Source organism: Nocardia sp. NPDC051570 (assembly GCF_044454005.1).
Taxonomy (GTDB): Bacteria; Actinomycetota; Actinomycetes; order Mycobacteriales; family Mycobacteriaceae; genus Nocardia.
In genome coordinates this window covers 429200-445200 of the sequence record NZ_JBITDI010000001.1, presented here as the reverse complement: position 1 = coordinate 445200, position 16001 = coordinate 429200, and the positions used below count along the sequence as shown (strand labels likewise).

General features: G+C 68.3%; 19 protein-coding genes and 1 pseudogene. 9 read left to right on the top strand and 11 right to left on the bottom strand.

Going from position 1 to position 16001, the window contains the following annotated elements; genetic code table 11:
- Positions 1-152: 152 nt before the first annotated feature.
- From ACIA76_RS02070 to ACIA76_RS02060, 3 genes and pseudogenes are all read right to left on the bottom strand, one after another.
- Positions 153-671, bottom strand: a pseudogene (locus tag ACIA76_RS02070) (shikimate kinase); the annotation flags it as partial.
- The gene (gene aroC, locus ACIA76_RS02065; RefSeq protein WP_397147961.1) at positions 668-1873 is read right to left on the bottom strand and encodes a chorismate synthase; all 1206 of its coding nucleotides are present in this window, start codon (positions 1871-1873) and stop codon (positions 668-670) included. The gene aroC and the pseudogene ACIA76_RS02070, both read right to left, overlap by 4 nt.
- Positions 1874-1979: 106 nt before the next feature.
- Positions 1980-2429, bottom strand: a complete 450-nt coding sequence (locus ACIA76_RS02060; RefSeq protein ID WP_397147366.1) for a prepilin peptidase — start codon at positions 2427-2429, stop codon at positions 1980-1982.
- A gap of 201 nt (positions 2430-2630) precedes the next feature.
- On the opposite strand from ACIA76_RS02060, the gene ACIA76_RS02055 reads away from it, so the two are divergent.
- From ACIA76_RS02055 to ACIA76_RS02040, 4 genes are read left to right on the top strand one after another with little or no spacing between them, the layout of a single operon-like run.
- Positions 2631-3749: a M24 family metallopeptidase gene (locus ACIA76_RS02055; RefSeq protein WP_397147364.1), complete on the top strand. Its 1119-nt coding sequence runs from the start codon at positions 2631-2633 to the stop codon at positions 3747-3749.
- A 35-nt stretch (positions 3750-3784) separates the two neighbouring features.
- On the top strand, positions 3785-4348 hold the full coding sequence (efp, locus tag ACIA76_RS02050; protein WP_397147362.1) for an elongation factor P: 564 nt from the start codon (positions 3785-3787) through the stop codon (positions 4346-4348).
- 10 nt (positions 4349-4358) lie between these two features.
- Positions 4359-4871: a transcription antitermination factor NusB gene (nusB, locus tag ACIA76_RS02045; RefSeq protein ID WP_397147360.1), complete on the top strand. Its 513-nt coding sequence runs from the start codon at positions 4359-4361 to the stop codon at positions 4869-4871.
- A complete protein-coding gene (locus ACIA76_RS02040) occupies positions 4871-5128 on the top strand; it encodes a YciI family protein (protein ID WP_397147358.1) in 258 nt (85 codons plus the stop codon). The genes nusB and ACIA76_RS02040 overlap by 1 nt, the downstream gene beginning before the upstream one ends.
- Here ACIA76_RS02040 and ACIA76_RS02035 read toward each other — a convergent pair.
- From ACIA76_RS02035 to ACIA76_RS02020, 4 genes are all read right to left on the bottom strand, one after another.
- The gene (locus ACIA76_RS02035; RefSeq protein WP_397147356.1) at positions 5104-5454 is read right to left on the bottom strand and encodes a hypothetical protein; all 351 of its coding nucleotides are present in this window, start codon (positions 5452-5454) and stop codon (positions 5104-5106) included. The two genes, ACIA76_RS02040 and ACIA76_RS02035, sit on opposite strands and share 25 nt — an antisense overlap.
- 55 nt (positions 5455-5509) lie before the next feature.
- Positions 5510-6751, bottom strand: a complete 1242-nt coding sequence (locus ACIA76_RS02030; RefSeq protein WP_397147354.1) for an SLC13 family permease — start codon at positions 6749-6751, stop codon at positions 5510-5512.
- Positions 6752-6758: 7 nt separating this feature from the next.
- Positions 6759-7898 carry a serpin family protein gene (locus ACIA76_RS02025; RefSeq protein ID WP_397147352.1) on the bottom strand — a complete coding sequence of 380 codons (1140 nt, stop codon included), beginning with the start codon at positions 7896-7898 and terminating at the stop codon, positions 6759-6761.
- A 158-nt stretch (positions 7899-8056) separates the two neighbouring features.
- Positions 8057-8389 (bottom strand): hypothetical protein, encoded by a 333-nt coding sequence (locus ACIA76_RS02020; protein WP_397147350.1) that lies wholly within the window; start codon positions 8387-8389, stop codon positions 8057-8059.
- 241 nt (positions 8390-8630) lie between these two features.
- Between ACIA76_RS02020 and ACIA76_RS02015 the strand changes: the two genes are divergently transcribed.
- The 3 genes from ACIA76_RS02015 (at position 8631) to ACIA76_RS02005 (ending at position 11663) form a co-directional block, all read left to right on the top strand.
- A complete protein-coding gene (locus ACIA76_RS02015) occupies positions 8631-9563 on the top strand; it encodes an SDR family NAD(P)-dependent oxidoreductase (protein ID WP_397147348.1) in 933 nt (310 codons plus the stop codon).
- A 252-nt stretch (positions 9564-9815) separates the two neighbouring features.
- Entirely contained in the window at positions 9816-10373 is a 558-nt protein-coding gene (locus ACIA76_RS02010; protein WP_397147346.1) for a DUF4334 domain-containing protein, read from the top strand.
- A gap of 60 nt (positions 10374-10433) precedes the next feature.
- Complete coding sequence (locus ACIA76_RS02005; RefSeq protein WP_397147344.1) at positions 10434-11663, top strand: FAD-dependent oxidoreductase; 1230 nt, start codon at positions 10434-10436, stop codon at positions 11661-11663.
- A 5-nt stretch (positions 11664-11668) separates the two neighbouring features.
- Here the strand turns inward: ACIA76_RS02005 and ACIA76_RS02000 are convergent, their stop codons facing one another.
- Both ACIA76_RS02000 and ACIA76_RS01995 read right to left on the bottom strand, forming a co-directional pair.
- On the bottom strand, positions 11669-12379 hold the full coding sequence (locus tag ACIA76_RS02000; protein WP_397147342.1) for an HD domain-containing protein: 711 nt from the start codon (positions 12377-12379) through the stop codon (positions 11669-11671).
- A 60-nt stretch (positions 12380-12439) separates the two neighbouring features.
- Entirely contained in the window at positions 12440-13066 is a 627-nt protein-coding gene (locus tag ACIA76_RS01995) for an alpha-ketoglutarate-dependent dioxygenase AlkB (RefSeq protein WP_397147340.1), read from the bottom strand.
- Between the two features lie 51 nt (positions 13067-13117).
- Here ACIA76_RS01995 and ACIA76_RS01990 point away from each other — a divergent pair, with 51 nt between their 5' ends.
- The gene (locus ACIA76_RS01990) at positions 13118-13342 is read left to right on the top strand and encodes an integrase core domain-containing protein (RefSeq protein WP_397147338.1); all 225 of its coding nucleotides are present in this window, start codon (positions 13118-13120) and stop codon (positions 13340-13342) included.
- Between the two features lie 107 nt (positions 13343-13449).
- Here ACIA76_RS01990 and ACIA76_RS01985 read toward each other — a convergent pair whose 3' ends face one another.
- Together ACIA76_RS01985 and ACIA76_RS01980 are read right to left on the bottom strand one after the other, a co-directional pair.
- Positions 13450-14472: an LLM class flavin-dependent oxidoreductase gene (locus ACIA76_RS01985; protein WP_397147336.1), complete on the bottom strand. Its 1023-nt coding sequence runs from the start codon at positions 14470-14472 to the stop codon at positions 13450-13452.
- Between the two features lie 59 nt (positions 14473-14531).
- Entirely contained in the window at positions 14532-14789 is a 258-nt protein-coding gene (locus ACIA76_RS01980) for a hypothetical protein (protein ID WP_397147334.1), read from the bottom strand.
- Between the two features lie 644 nt (positions 14790-15433).
- Here ACIA76_RS01980 and ACIA76_RS01975 point away from each other — a divergent pair.
- Positions 15434-15928, top strand: coding sequence for a hypothetical protein (locus tag ACIA76_RS01975; RefSeq protein WP_397147332.1), 495 nt, complete (start codon positions 15434-15436; stop codon positions 15926-15928).
- Positions 15929-16001: the final 73 nt, after the last annotated feature.

Here is a 16001-nt window from a genome sequence, read left to right as displayed (position 1 = left end):
CGAGTCACCGGCGAATTCGCCTCGGTCGCAGGAGGGTTCGAGGCGTTACGGCCGCGGCGACGGCGCCGGGCGCGGGCGCGGCGGCTGGTGCCCTCGCCATCCGCGGGGCGGGACGGGGTCGTCGACGGCTGTGCCGCGGCCGGCTCCAGGTCCAGCTTGGCCATGATGTTGCGGACCACCCGGCCGGGGCTACGGCCGTCGGTGCGTACGCGCACGCTGGCGACCTCGCGGTAGAGGGGGCGGCGTTCGCGCATGAGTTTGCGGTACTTGCTGCCCGGATCGTCGCCCGCGAGCAGCGGTCGATTGGAGTTCGCGCCGGTGCGCCGAAGCCCCTCGGCCACACTGATTTCCAGGTATACGACGGTGCGCCCGTGCAGAAGCTCGCGGGTGTTCGCCGACAGCACGGCGCCGCCGCCCAGCGATACCACGCCACGTTCGGCGAGGATGGCGCGGCGCACCACGCGCTCCTCGATACGGCGGAACTCCGGTTCCCCGTCGTCGGCGAAGATCTCCGGGATGGTGCGCCCGGTCTCCTCCTCGATCCCGGCGTCGGTGTCGAACAGTTCGACGCCGAGTTCGCGGGCGAGTTTGCGACCGATCGTCGACTTACCCGCCCCCGGCGGCCCGACCAGCACCACGCACGGTCGGCGCGGGTCGGTCTGGACGATCATGACGTCACGGTGCCCGGGATATGCGGGCGCGCGTTGATCCGTTTCACATAGCTGGTGATGTTGTCGACCGTCTCGGACAGCGAGTCCCCGCCGAACTTCTCCATCGCGGCCTGGGCCACGACCAGCGCGACCATGGCCTCGGCGACCACGCCGGCTGCGGGAACCGCGCACACATCCGAACGCTGATGGATCGCGACGGCCTCGTCGCCGGTGGTCATGTCCACCGTCGACAGGGCGCGGGGCACGGTGGAGATCGGCTTCATCGCCGCGCGCACCCGCAGGGCTTCGCCATTGGTCATGCCGCCCTCGAGCCCGCCCGCGCGGTTGGTGGAGCGCAGCACGCCGTCCGGGCCGGGCTTCATCTCGTCATGGGCCTGGCTGCCGCGGCGGCGCGCGGTCTCGAACCCGTCGCCGACCTCGACGCCCTTGATGGCTTGAATGCCCATGAGCGCGGCCGCGAGTCGCGCGTCGAGCCGGTTCTCGCCGCTGGTGAACGAGCCGAGCCCGACCGGCAGGCCCTCCACCACGACCTCGACCACACCGCCGAGGGTGTCGCCGTCCCGCTTCGCGGCCTCGATCTCGGCGATCATCGCCTCCTCGGCCTGCTTGTCGAACGCGCGCACCGGGCTCTCGTCGATCGCGGCCAGATCCGCCGCGGTCGGCACCAAATCACTTGTGGTCCGGGCGGTTCCGATCGACATCACATGCGATACCACCTCGACACCGAGGGCCTGGCGCAGGAACGCCCGCGCGACGGTCCCCGCCGCCACCCGGGCGGCGGTCTCCCGGGCGCTGGCGCGTTCGAGCACGTTGCGGGCGTCGTCGAAGCCGTACTTCAACATGCCCGAGTAGTCGGCATGTCCGGGTCGTGGCCTGGTCAGGGGCGCGTTGCGGGCCATCTCCGCCAGTTCGGCCTCATCGACCGGATCGGCGGACATCACCTCGGTCCACTTGGGCCATTCGGAGTTGGCGATCTCGATGGCGATGGGTCCGCCCATCGTCTTGCCGTGGCGGACACCGCCGACGACGGTGACCTTGTCGGCCTCGAACTTCATCCGGGCACCGCGGCCGTACCCGAGGCGGCGGCGCGCGAGTTGCGCGGCGATGTCGGCGGAGGTCACCTCGACACCGGCCACCATCCCCTCCAGGATCGCGACGAGGGCGGGACCATGAGATTCTCCGGCAGTTATCCAGCGCAACACGGCGACCATCTTTCCACGTCGGCACCTCCAGTCGGGCATCCGGCCGGATCGGCCGCGCGCCGCAGCGGCCCGGCCGGACCTTGATCGGAGTTGAGGATGATCGGGACTACGACACCGCCAATAGCGCGGCGATCGTGGCAATGCACATCGAAGGACCATGCGGCACAGCGGAATTCGCGGGCGGCGCATGTGATCGGTAGGCGCGCACCAGGGTCGTGCCGCCGCCGGCGAGCGCGGTCAGCACCGGAGCGCTCAGCGCCGCCCAGGTCCAGACGTGCGCTCCGCCACAGGCGGCGGCCGCCCCGAGCCCGATCGCGAGTTTCACATCGCCGGCGCCGAATGCCACCGGCGCGGCCAGATGGATGAGCAGATACGGAACGGCCAGCAGCAGCGCACCCGCCACGGCGGCGGCGAAGCGGTCGCTGAACAGGGCATAGACCAGTACGGCCGATCCGCCGGGAAGGGTCAGCCGATCCGGTAGTCGGCGGGTGCGCAGGTCGATGACGCTCAACGTGATGCACCACAGGGCCAGCAGGGCGAATGCGAGGGCGGTCATGTCCTCGATCGTGCGTCGCCGCGGCCGTCGATGGGGGCTGCGAACACGAAATGTGGACAACTCCAACGCATGTGAACAACCCATGAGTACGAATCGGCGACCCCGGAACCGATTCGCCCAGCTACCGAGGTGTGTCGCGGCCTCATTGCGATGGTGAACAGGATGGCGAGGGATGCGGCCGGGAGCGGTAGCGTTGAAGCCATGTCTGATCACGGTGTGCGCCGTCCCGACCACGCGGCCCGACGGGCCGCGCTGCGGGACCTGTTGGTAGAGAACGGTGTCGATGCCCTGCTGGTGACGGATCTGGTCAATATCAGATATCTGACCGGTTTCACCGGATCCAATGCGGCGCTGCTGGTCTACTCCTGGGACGGCGCCGAGGAACGGACCGTGATCTGCACCGACGGCCGCTATGCCACGCAGGTCGCCGAACAGGTTCCCGACCTGCGCGCGGAGATCGCGCGGGCCAGCGCCCGCCGACTGGTCGAACTGGCGGGGGAGTGGCAGACCGGCCGGGTCGGCTTCGAAGGCCATGTGGTCACTGTCGATCAGCATCGCGCGTTCCTGGACTGGGGTACCGGGCTCGAATTCGTGCCCACCGCGAACCTGATCGAGCAGCTGCGTCAGGTGAAGGACGCCTATGAGGTGGACCGCCTGCGCGCCGCCTGCGCCGCCGCCGACGCGGCCCTGGCCACCCTGCTCGAACGCGGCGGGTTGCGTCCCGGCCGCACCGAACGTCAGGTGGCGCTCGAACTGGACTGGTTGATGTTCGAACACGGCGCCGAGGCCGTCGCGTTCCAGACCATTCTCGCCACGGGCTCGAATTCGGCCGTGCCGCACCACCGTCCGACCGATGCGGTGCTGGCCGCCGGTGATTTCGTCAAGATCGACTTCGGTGCGCGGGTCGACGGCTACCACTCCGATATGACCCGCACCCTGGTACTCGGGGAGCCAAGCGGTTGGCAGCGCGAGCTCTACGAGCTGGTCCGCGCGGCGCAGCGGGCCGGGGAGGATGCGCTGAAACCCGGGGTGGCCTGCGCCGCGGTCGATGCGGCGGCGCGGTCGGTCATCGAGGAGGCCGGTCACGGCGAGCTGTTCGTGCACGGTCTCGGGCACGGAGTCGGCCTGCAGATCCACGAAGCGCCCGGACTCGCCAAAGCGGGCACGGGTACACTGCTCGGAGGCGTGGCGGTGACCGTCGAGCCAGGTGTGTACTTCCCCGGCCGCGGCGGTGTCCGCATCGAGGATACGCTCGTGGTTCGCGAAGGGGGCCCCGAGCTGCTCACGCTCACCAGCAAAGACTTGACTGTCGTCGACTGACGACGGTTGCCCTACGAACAGGAGATCCGAGGACAGTGGCGGACACGAGCGACTTCAAGAACGGCCTCGTGCTGAAGATCGACAATCAGCTCCAGCAGATTATCGAGTTCCAGCACGTCAAGCCCGGTAAGGGTCCGGCGTTCGTGCGTACGAAGCTGAAGAACGTCCTCTCGGGCAAGGTGGTCGACAAGACCTTCAATGCCGGTGTGAAGGTGGAGACCGCCACGGTCGACCGCCGCGATATGACCTACCTGTATCACGACGGGTCGGACTACATCTTCATGGACGGCGACACCTTCGAGCAGACCCACATCAGCGGTCAGGTGCTCGGCAACGGCGAGAAGTTCCTCCTGGAGAACATGTCGGTGCAGGTCGCGACCCACGAGGGCGAGGTGCTCTACGTGGAGCTACCCGTCACCGTGGAGATCGTGGTCACCCACACCGAGCCGGGCCTGCAGGGCGACCGGTCCAGCGCGGGCACCAAGCCGGCCACTCTGGAGACCGGCGCCGAGGTTCAGGTGCCGCTGTTCATCAACCAGGGCGACAAGCTGAAGATCGACTCGCGCGACGGCAGCTACCTCGGCCGAGTGAACGCCTAATCTGGTGAATGTGGCGGATCAGTCCGGAGACAAGAAGTCCCAGTACAAGAAACTCGGTGCCCGGCACAAGGCCCGCCGCCGCGCGGTGGACCTGCTGTTCGAGGCCGAGGCCCGTGACATCGATCCGGCCGACCTGCTCGACGAACGTGTGCGGCTCTCGGTTCGCGACGATTCGGTGGCACCGGTGAACCCTTACACCCGGACCCTGGTCGAGGGCGTCGCCGACGACCTGGACCGGGTGGACGGCACGATCGAGTCCTACTTGCAGGACTGGACGCTGTCGCGGCTGCCCGCCGTGGACCGCGCCATCCTGCGAGTGGCGGTGTGGGAGCTGTTCCACGCCACCGACGTGCCGCCCGTGGTCGCCGTCGACGAGGCGGTGGAGCTGGCCAAGGAGCTGTCCACCGACGATTCGCCGAGCTTCGTCAACGGCGTACTCGGCCAGGTCGTGCAGGTCGCCCCGCAGGTGCGGGCCGCGGCCGCCGCGACGCGCGTGACCCCCGTCCGCGACGACGAGGCGTAGTGCGCAAGTACCTGGTACTGGCCATGCGCACGGCACAGTGGGACGACTCGGTGATCCAACCGCATCGCGATTGGCTCGCCGAGGTCCGCGCCGGCGACCGCCTCGACTGCACCGGCCGGTTCACCGACGGCAGTGGCGGCGCCTACGTTGTTCTGGCCGAAAGCCTTGCCCAGGCAAGGGAGTTGATCCACACCGACCCCATCCACACGACCGGAGCCTCCGAGCTGACGGTCTACGAATGGGAGATCACCGGCTGAGTCGGCGATGCGGCAGTCCTTGGGGCGCAGCGCATTCCGATATAACAGCAGATCGTCCCGTCGGGCAGGGCATCGAACACCACGGGCATCCATGTCCCGGAGAACGAGCCCGCCCCGGCGGCGGCGAAGACCTGCTCCGAGACCGGCGTCAGATCGGCCTCCAACGGCGGCGAGAAGTCCTTCATGCCGCCGGTGAACTCGTAGCGCAGGTGCGGCGTCGGATCGTCGGTGATCGTGATGGTCACACCTTCGCGCTCGTAGACGCCGAGGTAGGGGGTCATATCGACGGTCGGTGGCTGGTCCGGGGGCGCGAACGACTCGGGCATCCGCACCCGGCCGTCTCGGCCAGTAACTCCCGAAACAGCTCCGAATACAGCTGGCTCAGGAGCCGGTGACGTACAGCGCCGCGACCGCACTCGCCGTCGCGACCACCGCCAGCCCGATCCCGGTGGCGACGAAGCGGATCATCGGTACCCGAACCCCGTGTGTGCGACAGAATTCCAGGCATAACAGCGTTGCCAGCGATGCCCAGGGCGTGGCGATCGAGCCGATGTTGGTGCCGATCAGCAACGCCAGCAATTGATTTCGATGATCCGGCGGGATGACCGCCTCACCGGCGGTGTAGGCGGGCAGATTGTTGGCCAGATTCGACAGGCCCGCCCCGGCCGCCGCGGCGCGATAGGCCCCGGATATGCCCGGGTCGGCGCCGATCAGGGTTCCCATGAGCTCCGACAGGCCGAACCGTCCGAGAGTGGGGATCACCAGGAACAGGCCGATCACGAAGATCAGCAGCTGCCATGGGATCAGCGACAGGCGCAGCGCCGAGCGGTCGAGCACGGCGAAGGCCGCGACGGCGATGACGGCGGCCACCGCCGCGGCCGATCCGATGCGGTCGCCGACGAACGGAATGGCCGCGACGAACAACGCGCAGGCCGCGCCCGTGATGTAGAACAGGGCGCGTTGCCGCTCGTCGGCGGGACGTACCGGGTCCGGCGGATGGTAGCGGTCGGCGCCGCGGTATCGCCGTCGCCAGTACCAGATCCACAGGAACGCCATCGTCACCAGTACCGAAACCAGTTGTGGCAGCCACATTCTCGCCGCGAACGCGGTCGCGTCGAGTCCGACCCGGTCGGCGGCGAGCAGATTGGTGAGATTGGCGACCGGCAGCACCAGGCTCGCGGTATTGGCCAGCCACAGCGTCGTCATGGCCAGTGGCAGGGGGGTTATGCGGGCGGGTACGGCCAGCGCCAACATGACCGGGGTGAGCAGGACCGCCGTGGTGTCCAGGTTGAGCACCATGGTCGTCGTGGCCGCGAACAGCGCGCACAGCACGAACAGCATCGCGTAGTTGCCGCGTCCGATGATCGCGAGCCGATGCGCGATCACATCGAAGACCAGTGCCCGCCGCGCGAGCTGGGCCAACACGATCACGCCGATGAGAAACAGCAGCAGCGGCCCGATCCGGCGCATATTGGCGGCGGCCTCGGCACGCGGCAGCAGTCCGGTCGCCACGCACAGCAGCCCGGCCGCCAGCAGTGCGAGCCGGATCCAGTCCAGGGTGCGGCCCGCGGTGCGCGGCGCGACCGCTGCCTCGGGCATCGAGGTGTCGAGCTGTTCGGACATCCGTACCTCAGACCGGCGGCCGGGCGACCCACCCGGCCACGATCACCAAGCCGGTGGTCCGGTGCACGGCGAGGAAGCCGAACGGCCGATCGAAGGTGACCGAGATTTCCAGCGCGGGGCGCGGATGCGGCAGGGCGATCGCCCTCGCCAGCGCGATCGCAGTCACCGCGGCCGCCTCGAAGCCGTCCCGGGTGAAACGGGCGAGCGCGTCCTGCGCGGCATCGGCGACATAGAGTGGGGTATCGGAGATTTCGGGAAAACGCTGTGCTCCGTCGTCGGCGGCGGTACGCAGCCCGAACAGCTCGGCCCGGTCCAGCAGTCGATGCGAGGAACGAATCTCGAACGGCGGCAGCTGAATTCGCAGGGTGTCGGCCACGGCTCGGGTCTCGCGCACGATCAGGCCGGGTCCCTCGGTCCCGATCGGCAGATCGGCCCGCGCCACTACCGACCCGTCCAGCGCTGCGAGCCCCGCCCCTAGCACCGCGCCGGGCGTGCCCGCGCCGGTCAGCAGGTGGACATCGAGATCACCCCGACCCCGCACCACCACCCGGGTCACCGGCGTATCGCCGTCGACCAGGGCCGCATCGTCGAGTTGCCGCGAATACCGCGACAGTCCCGGTCCGCGATGCCCGCGCCAGGGCCCGTCCTGCGGTTCGAGCACATCGTCGTCGAACGTCTCGCGCCATGCGGTGCGCGCGACGATCGCGGTGGCCAGCACGAGCAGCGTTTCCGACGTCATATCCAGCGGAAACCGGCGGATCAGCCCGTCGGTGTGCCGATCGGCCCACGCGTCCAGCGCGGCCTGATCGGTCAGCGTGTCGACGGTTCCGGCGGGCAGCGACCCCGCCCACCGCTCACGCAGCCGCACATCCTTGCGCACCCACACGCCGAGCGCGCCGGCGATGGTCTCGGCGTCGGCCACTTCGGCCAACAGCCGCAGCGCCGCCTCCTGCGCCGACGCATCCGCGAGTCCGACCGCTGCGGCCAGTTCCGTCCGCGCGGGTTCGCTTGCCGCCGAGGCCAATACGCCGAGTAGCGGCCACACCCCGCAGCCTGACAGCACGAAATCCTCGCTGCCCGCGACCGCGCACCACCGCCCGGTCAACGAGTTCGCCGCGGCGACATGCGCCAGGAGACTTGTCTGCACTCCGCCCAGGGTAATCACCGAACGCGCCCGCGAGCTCGGCGAAACTCGGGGTATCCGCTCCCTCCGTCACCACTACGGAGGGAGCGGACCGGTTCACAACGCGTCACGCAGAGGTGCACACACCAGGACCTCGGTGCACATCTCGAGACGCCGAGCGGTTAGTCGACGAACCGCACCGAGCGGAAATCGACGTCGCGGTCGCGCTCGCCGGGCGCCAGGGCGTCGTTGGCCTCGCCGCGGCAGTCGCCGTTGCGGAACAACTCGGCCACGCGGTTGGTGTCGTTCTTGGCGCGGCCGTGTCCTTCGATGCGGTAGCACTCGTGGTTCCGGGGATCGCGCAGTTCCTGGCGGCCACCGTGGTCGGTGTAGGAGAAGACGCCGTGCGCCTCCGGGCTCGCGATGGACGGATCGGCGCTGGCACTGGCAGCACCACCGAAAGCGAGAACGAGAATCGCGCCGGCCGTCGCCAGAGCGCCACCGATGTGTGTCATTTGTCTTGCCTTTCGTCGGACCATAACCCACGCATCTCGTGAAGCGTGGTGTTCTCCCGGAGCGCTGGTAAGTCGTTCGGGGAGAGTGTGATTCGGCCTGGCCAGTCGACATCGACGGCACCGATCCTAACAGTCCCGAGTTTGCATCGATGCTTCCAAATGTCTTGTACCCCAACGCGATAGGGGGATATGCCAGTGCGGTGTGAGTGCGGCGCAAGAGCCGCCCGCGACAGTCGAGTCCATGACAGCCTCCGCAACCTTCCCGGCCGGGGACAAGACATTCCTGGTCACCGGCGCCAACGCGGGCATCGGATACTTCGTCGCCGAACAGCTCGCCGCCACCGGCGCCACCGTCGTGCTCGCTTGCCGCGATACCGCCAAGGCCGAACTCGCCCTGGCGACGATCCGCTCCCGGATCCCCGACGCCCGGTTACGGCAGATTCCGCTGGATCTGGCGGATCCGGCGACCCTCCCGGCCGCGGTGGAGGCGCTCGATACCGAGCGACTCGACGCGGTCGTCCTCAACGCCGGGGTGATGTTGTCCGATCATCGGCGTCGCCTCAGCCCGCAGGGGCACGAATTGATGTTCGCGACGAACCATCTCGGCCACTTCGCGCTGGTGCATCGGTTGATGCCGCTGCTGACGGCGACCCCGCACAGCCGGGTCGTCACGGTCGGCAGCTTCGCGGCCCGGTCGGAGCGCCTGGACCTCATCGATCTGGATTCCGAACACGACTACCGCCCCAAGCGCAGCTACGGCCGATCGAAGCTGGCGCAGATGCTGTTCGGCTTCGAACTCGACCGCCGCCTGCGCGCGCTCGGCGCCACCACCGCCAGCATCGTCGCCCACCCCGGTGGCGCACTGGACTCTCTGACTCCGTCGCGGCCGCCGCTGTTCATCCGCACCACGGCCCAACATCTGCGCGGACTCGGGGCCGGACTGGTGCTCCACGGCAAACACGCCGGCGCCCGCCCCATCGTCCGCGCTGTCCTCGATCCCGATATCGGCAGCGGAGAGCTCTGGGGCCCAAGGATTTTCGGCCTGCGCGGAGCGCCCGGCCGCGAGACCCCGCGCCCTCATATGACCGATCCCGACACCGCCGCACGCCTCTGGGACGCCAGCGTCGAACTCACCGGCCTCGGGCGGAGGCCCTGGCTCGGTGCGGTCGCCTGAACGGGGTAATCGCCCCCGCTGCCGGGTGTACGTGGAGGCAGCGGGGGCGACGGTGGCCGTATCGGACGGCCGCCGAACCCGGCCGTCAGGCGGGCCGGGGGATCGGGGTGTCGTGACCTATCCTGGTTCCTCAACCGCGCTCGAGGTCCAGGGTTCGTCGGCGTGGCCTCGGTCACGTCACCCGGGGGCGCCGGGTCGGTGAGATATCGTGAGATCAACCTTGTCATTCGGTCGCTACATCGAGGAGGACCAATGGCCGGCGTCGAAACGCCCGCCGCGCGGTTGCGCGAACTGCAGGATGGCGGCTGCACCCCGGAGCAGGCGTGGGAGCTGTTCGACACGCTGCCCGCGGTGCGGGTGGACGAGATCACCACCGGCCGCTGGAACGGCGACGAACTCGACACCGGCCACCCGTGGGCCGGTGTTTTGGTCGAATCCGGTTGGTACGGTAAGCAATTCGACAGCCCCGACAACGTACAGCCGCTGCTGTTCGCCGGACCGGACGCGGCCGTGTTCGCGGTCGATCCGCGCCGGGTTCCGCTGACGCTGGCCGGGCGGATCCCGTCGGCGGGCGTGCGGGCGGCCCGCACGCTGCTGCCGATCCTGCGTCCGCTGCTGCGCACCCGTGTGCCCCGGGCTCGGCTGCGCAATCTGGAGTATCGCGGAAAACTCGGCGCCGCAATGATTTACGACCATCTGCCGATCATCGACATCTTCCGGCTGGTCGACGACCAGACCCTGCTCGGGGTGATGGATCTGCGCGGACTGTCCGAGCCGTACTTCTTCACCCTGCACCGCGAAAGCGTCTGACCGCAAACGTATTCGGGCCTACCATCGGAGTATCCGCGACGCGGCCGAAGGGATGCCCCGATGGAACGCACGACCTGTCTCGTCGCCGGTGGTGGTCCGGCCGGAATCGTCTTCGCCCTCTTGGCCGCTCGTGCCGGTGTGGATGTCATGGTCCTGGAGAAACACGCCGACTTCCTGCGCGATTTCCGCGGTGACACCGTGCACCCCACCACCCTCGATCTGCTCGACGAGCTGGGTCTGGGGGAGGAGTTCGCGAAGCTTCCGCAGCGCCGGATGACGAGCGTGCAACTGCCGCTGCGCGGCCGTATGACCACGGTCGCCACCTTCGACCGTCTGCCCGGGCGGCACAAGTACATCGCCATGGTCCCGCAGTGGGATCTGCTGAATCTGCTGGTCCGCACGGCCGATCGGGAGCCGGGCTTCCGGCTGCGGGTGAACACCGAGGTGATCGATCTGCTGCGGGAGGACGGTCGCGTGGTCGGCGTCCGCTGTCGCACGACCGACGGTGACATCACCGAGATCCGGGCAGCGCTCACCCTCGCCTGCGACGGCCGCGGCTCGGTGCTGCGCGACGCGGCCGGGCTCGGCTCGCACCGCTGGGCGACACCGTTCGACGCCTGGTGGTTCCGGATGCCGCGCCACGACACCGATCCGGCCGGTGCGGTCCCGGTTCTGGCGGCCAACCGGGTCGCGATCATGCTCGATCGCGGCGACTACTGGCAGTGCGCGACGCTGATCGCGAAGGGCAGTGATGCGGTGCTGCGGCAGGGTCCGGTCTCCGAGATCATGCGCAGCATGGCCGAGGTCGTCCCGTGGCTCGCCGATCGGGTCGACGCCGTGCCGGACTGGGACCATGTGAAGCTGCTCGAGGTCAAACTCGACCGACTCGACCGCTGGTACACCGACGGGCTGTTGTGCCTGGGCGATGCCGCGCACGCCATGTCGCCGGTCGGTGGCGTCGGCATCAACCTGGCGGTCCAGGACGCGGTCGCGGCGGCGCGAATCCTGATGCCGCGCTTGCGATCCGGCGAGGTCACGGTCGCCGATCTGGCCCGCGTACAGCGTCGCCGCATCGTGCCGACCGTGGTCATCCAGGCGATGCAGCGGTTCCTGCACCGGGTCGCGATCGGTCCGGCGGTCGCCGGCCAGTTGAACGTGTCCAACTCCGAGCGAACCCCGTTGCCGCTGCGTGTGTTCCGGCGCCTGCCGATCGTTCGCAACGTGCCGCCGTTCCTGGTCGCCCGCGGGGTGCTGCCGGAGCATGCCCCGGATTTCGCGCGCCGGTCGTGACCGGGTTACTCCCCGAGGATGGCGTGGAAGCGTTCGTCGGCGCGATCGAGCTGGTCGAGGATGTGCTGTTTGACGTGTTCGGCGAGCGGGGTATCCGAGCGGGTCACCAGATCGCGATAGACGTCGGTGAGCGGGCGGTACTTGATGGCCAGATGATGCTGGACCCCGCCCGTGGCGTAGACGATGCCCACGCCGTTGTCGGTGAAATCGGAGATCTTCACCACGCGCGCCCAAGGGTCGCGGGCCAGGCTCGTGGCGACATGTTCGCGATACTGCACATGCCGGTCGACACCCGGCCTGCGGGCCGGATTGGTCACGGCCGCAACGATAGTCGACACCCGCTCACCGAAACGATCGCTCACCTCGGCGAGCGCGGCGGCGGTGGGGGAGCCGGGGCGATCGCCGGCCAGTTCGCTCGGATGATCCTCGACCGAATCGTGCAGCAGGCCCGCGACCACGACCTCGGTGTCGCGCACCTCGTAGTGGCTGACGATCCGAATCGCCACGCGCAGTAGATGATTCACATAGGGCTCGCGCCCGTACCGGTCGTCACGATGTAATCGCGACGCCAGATCCAGAGCGGCGCCGACCCTCTCGGGTTCGGCCAGCTTCTCGCTCTCCAGCTCCAGTCGCTGCCGCAGCCCGCTCTCCCCGTGCACCTCGCTGATGGAGTGCAGCGGCATCACCGACAAGATTCCCGCCCCGATGGTGCTCATACCGTCAATCTATCGGCCCACACCGACGATTTCGCCCCCCGCCCGGCGTTCCGACGCGAATCAATGCACGTTGTAGGGGCGGAATTGAATGCTGATACGCGGCCCCACCGCGCGCTGGGTCTTCGGCACCGCATGCTCCCATGTCCGCTGGCACGACCCGCCCATGACGATGAGATCCCCGTGCCCCAGCTGATACCGGATGCTCCCGCCGCCCCCGCGCGGCCGCAGCAGCAGTGAACGCGCCGCCCCGACGGACACGATCGCGACCATCGTGTCGACCGTCGCCCCGCGCCCACCGGTATCCCCGTGCCAGGCGACACTGTCGTTGCCGTCGCGGTAATAGCACAGTCCGGCCGTGCGGAAGGGCTCACCGAGCTCGTCCCGGTAATGCGTGCTCAACGCATCGCGCGCCTGCTCGAGAACCGGATCCGGCAGCGCCTCGTCCTGCTCGTAGAACCGCAGCAGCCGAGGCACATCCACCATCCGGTCGTACATCTGCCGCCGATCCGCCCGCCACGACACCCCCGCCGCCAACCGCTCGAACAACACATCGGCCCCGCTCAACCACCCCGCCAACACATCCACCCAGGCCCCACCACTCAGAACGCTCCGCCGCACCTCACCCAACGCCCCGACCCCGACCTCGTCGAACCCACCCAACAGCGACCCCTGCAACGGTATCGACATGCGCTCGAATGTACGTCCAATCGAACATATGTTCAAGCAGATGGCTATCTAGTGCGTCACGTCCGGACCAGGGTGCGGTCCCCGCAGACCAACGGCGTGATCGAAAGGTGGTTCGGCACCGTGAAATATGAGCACCTGTACCGCGGTGTCATCACCGACGGCGACGTCCTGGACATGGAAGTCCACCGCTTCCGCATCCTCTACATCACCCTCCGCCCGCACGAAGCCCGCGGCGACCAGACGCCAAAAGCCGCCGCCCCGCCGCATTACCGATGATGACATCGCTGTTCCGGTTCGGCTCGATATGGGACGGGTCCGATGTGCGGCACCTCCGGGCCTGTCGGGTCTCACAGGAGGGTGACGCGTCGCGCGACGGGAGTCGTTCAGCGCCAGCCGAGTTCCGGTGCCACGTGGGTGAGGATGCTTTCCAGGACGTGGGCGTTGTAATCCACCCCGAGTTGGTTCGGGACCGTCAGCAGCAGCGTGTCCGCGGCCTGGATGGCCTCGTCCTCCTTCAGTTGCCTGACAAGCTCGTCCGGTTCCGCCGCGTAGGAGCGGCCGAAGATCGCCCTCGTCGTCTCGTCGATCATGCCGATCTCGTCCTGTGAGTTGCGGTCGCGGCCGAAGTACGCGCGGTCCACGTCGTTGGTCAGCGCGAAGATGCTGCGGCTGACCGACACCCTCGGCTCCCGCGGGTGGCCCGCCTCCGCCCACGCCTGGCGGTATGCCTCGATCTGTTTGCGCTGCTGCACATGCAGTGGCTCGCCGGTCTCGTCGTTCTTGAGTGTGGAGCTCTGCAGGTTCATGCCCAGCTTCGCCGCCCACACGCTGGTGGCGTTCGAGCCCGAACCCCACCAGATGCGGTCGCGCAGTCCCTCGGAGTACGGCTCGATGCGCAACAGACCGGGCGGGTTGGCGAACATCGGCCGTGGGTTCGGTTGCGCGAAACCCTGTCCTTCGATCACCTCGAGGAAGGCCTCGGTGTGCCGTCGGGCCATGTCCGCGTCGGTCTCGCCCTCCGCTGGCGCGAAGCCGAAGTAACGCCACCCCTCGATCACCTGTTCGGGTGAGCCCCGGCTGATGCCGAGCTGCAGTCGGCCGCTCGCGATCAGGTCGGCGGCGCCGGCGTCCTCGGCCATGTACATCGGGTTCTCGTAGCGCATGTCGATCACGCCGGTGCCGATCTCGATCCTCGACGTGCGCGCACCGATGGCCGCGAGCAGCGGGAACGGGCTGCCTGCCTGCCGGGCGAAGTGGTGCACGCGGAAGTACGCGCCGTCCGCGCCGAGTTCCTCCGCGGCGACTGCCAGGTCGATGGACTGGTGCAGGAAATCCGCCGCGGTCCGGGTCTCGGAGTACGCCGTCGACGACCAGTGACCGAAGGAGAGGAACCCAATCTTCTTCACGCGACCTGGAACCATTCCGAGGCCGTGTTTGATTCCTCACCGCGTGTGACTGTGGCCGCTCATGAGTTCGCCGGTGACCCACTTGCGCGATCCTTCGTGGGGCGATGGCGACGACAACCCGAGGACGACGTCAGCGTGTAGAAGTCCGACGGGTGCTCCAGGATGCCCGCCTCGGCCAGGCATTCGATCCACACCTGCCCGATGGCGTCGATATTCGCCGCGGCCCGCGACGCCCGGTGGATCAGCCTGCGCACCGTTTGCGCGGGGCAGGAGACGTTGGTGTGGAACAACTCTCGGTTGTTGTCCTGCTCGGTCACCGGCTGCTCGCACGAGGGGCAGGCGGTGGGGTGCCCGCTCGTGCCGGTTACCGCCCCGGCGGGGACATTTCGTGGTGATCGAGGCATACTCGACTCGGCATAGTCGACCATCCCGAACACGCGCTCATCGGTGCGGACGTACATGAGATCGACTGACGGCCAACGGCTACGGTTCACCCGCACGCCCGGAACGCGGCATAGTGGAGGTCGACAGCCTCACGACTGTAGGCTGGGTTCGATCGTGTTGCCGCCGTGGTCGATTCGTGCGAACGCCACCAATTGGGCTGCGAATGCCCACCTTTACTCCGGCGGCGGTCAGCGGTTTTGTAACGCGACCGGTTCGGCGACCGATGGCACAGATGAATACCTTGCGAAGGGCGGATGATCAAACATGGATCTCGTGCAACAGTTTCTCGGCAGCTTTGCCGGTGGCCTCGGATTCGGTCTCGGCAACGGTATTGGAAATGCGCTGGTCGGCCTCTTGACCAGCGGCTCCGCTGGCTGACGCATGTATATGCGCCTGACGGCGATACCCGCTCTGCAGCAGGAGAGTGGGTTTCAGCTCGACCGCTGATCACCGGTCATGGTGGATACGACTCGATTTCGGTCGCCAGTCCGTCGCTGCGGTCGTCACGGCTTCGGTCATGAGATGGCGTACGGGTCGTCCGGGCAGGCATGCCGTCGCCATGGTGGCCGAGGACTCCGGATCCGTGCCTGCGCGCCCCACCAGATCCGGCCACTATCGCACCATCGCGCGTCTGGCCGATGCCGCGGGCGTGCCCCTGTTCGTCGTGGGCGGTGCCTCATCGCTGCGCCCCGCGCCCGGAGCGGATCGCTACGGCGCCGACCTCAGCCACATCCCCGCGGAGCTCCACGACGAGATCCGCGCCGGGGCGGCGCTCATCATCGAGGACCTTCCGGCCACGCCCGCGACACTCGACTGGGTCTTCGTGAGCCCAGCGCTCAGGTTCGGCGCACGTATGCCCGGCGAACGACTCGGCCGTTATCGGCTCGGCGACGACGTCGCGGTCGCGCCGGAGGACGGCGACGCGATCTCCGCCGCGGACTACGCCCTCGGGTTCGTCGACCTGATCGAGAAAGGCGACCACCACAGGGCACAGGTCAACCTCGGCCACTGAGTGGACAACTCCGGAAGTCTTCCGGGATCGACCGAGCAAGCGCGGCGTTGACGCGTTCCCCCGATACCAGCTT

Excerpts from the sequence above, each read along its gene's own strand:
- ACIA76_RS02060 (WP_397147366.1), bottom strand. The coding sequence starts at position 2,429 with ATGACCGCCCTCGCATTCGCCCTGCTGGCCCTGTGGTGCATCACGTTG.
- ACIA76_RS02055 (WP_397147364.1), top strand. The coding sequence starts at position 2,631 with ATGTCTGATCACGGTGTGCGCCGTCCCGACCACGCGGCCCGACGGGCC.
- ACIA76_RS02035 (WP_397147356.1), bottom strand. The coding sequence starts at position 5,454 with ATGCCCGAGTCGTTCGCGCCCCCGGACCAGCCACCGACCGTCGATATG.
- ACIA76_RS02030 (WP_397147354.1), bottom strand. The coding sequence starts at position 6,751 with ATGTCCGAACAGCTCGACACCTCGATGCCCGAGGCAGCGGTCGCGCCG.
- ACIA76_RS02020 (WP_397147350.1), bottom strand. The coding sequence starts at position 8,389 with ATGACACACATCGGTGGCGCTCTGGCGACGGCCGGCGCGATTCTCGTT.
- ACIA76_RS02015 (WP_397147348.1), top strand. The coding sequence starts at position 8,631 with ATGACAGCCTCCGCAACCTTCCCGGCCGGGGACAAGACATTCCTGGTC.
- ACIA76_RS02010 (WP_397147346.1), top strand. The coding sequence starts at position 9,816 with ATGGCCGGCGTCGAAACGCCCGCCGCGCGGTTGCGCGAACTGCAGGAT.
- ACIA76_RS02005 (WP_397147344.1), top strand. The coding sequence starts at position 10,434 with ATGGAACGCACGACCTGTCTCGTCGCCGGTGGTGGTCCGGCCGGAATC.
- ACIA76_RS02000 (WP_397147342.1), bottom strand. The coding sequence starts at position 12,379 with ATGAGCACCATCGGGGCGGGAATCTTGTCGGTGATGCCGCTGCACTCC.
- ACIA76_RS01995 (WP_397147340.1), bottom strand. The coding sequence starts at position 13,066 with ATGTCGATACCGTTGCAGGGGTCGCTGTTGGGTGGGTTCGACGAGGTC.
- ACIA76_RS01975 (WP_397147332.1), top strand. The coding sequence starts at position 15,434 with ATGAGATGGCGTACGGGTCGTCCGGGCAGGCATGCCGTCGCCATGGTG.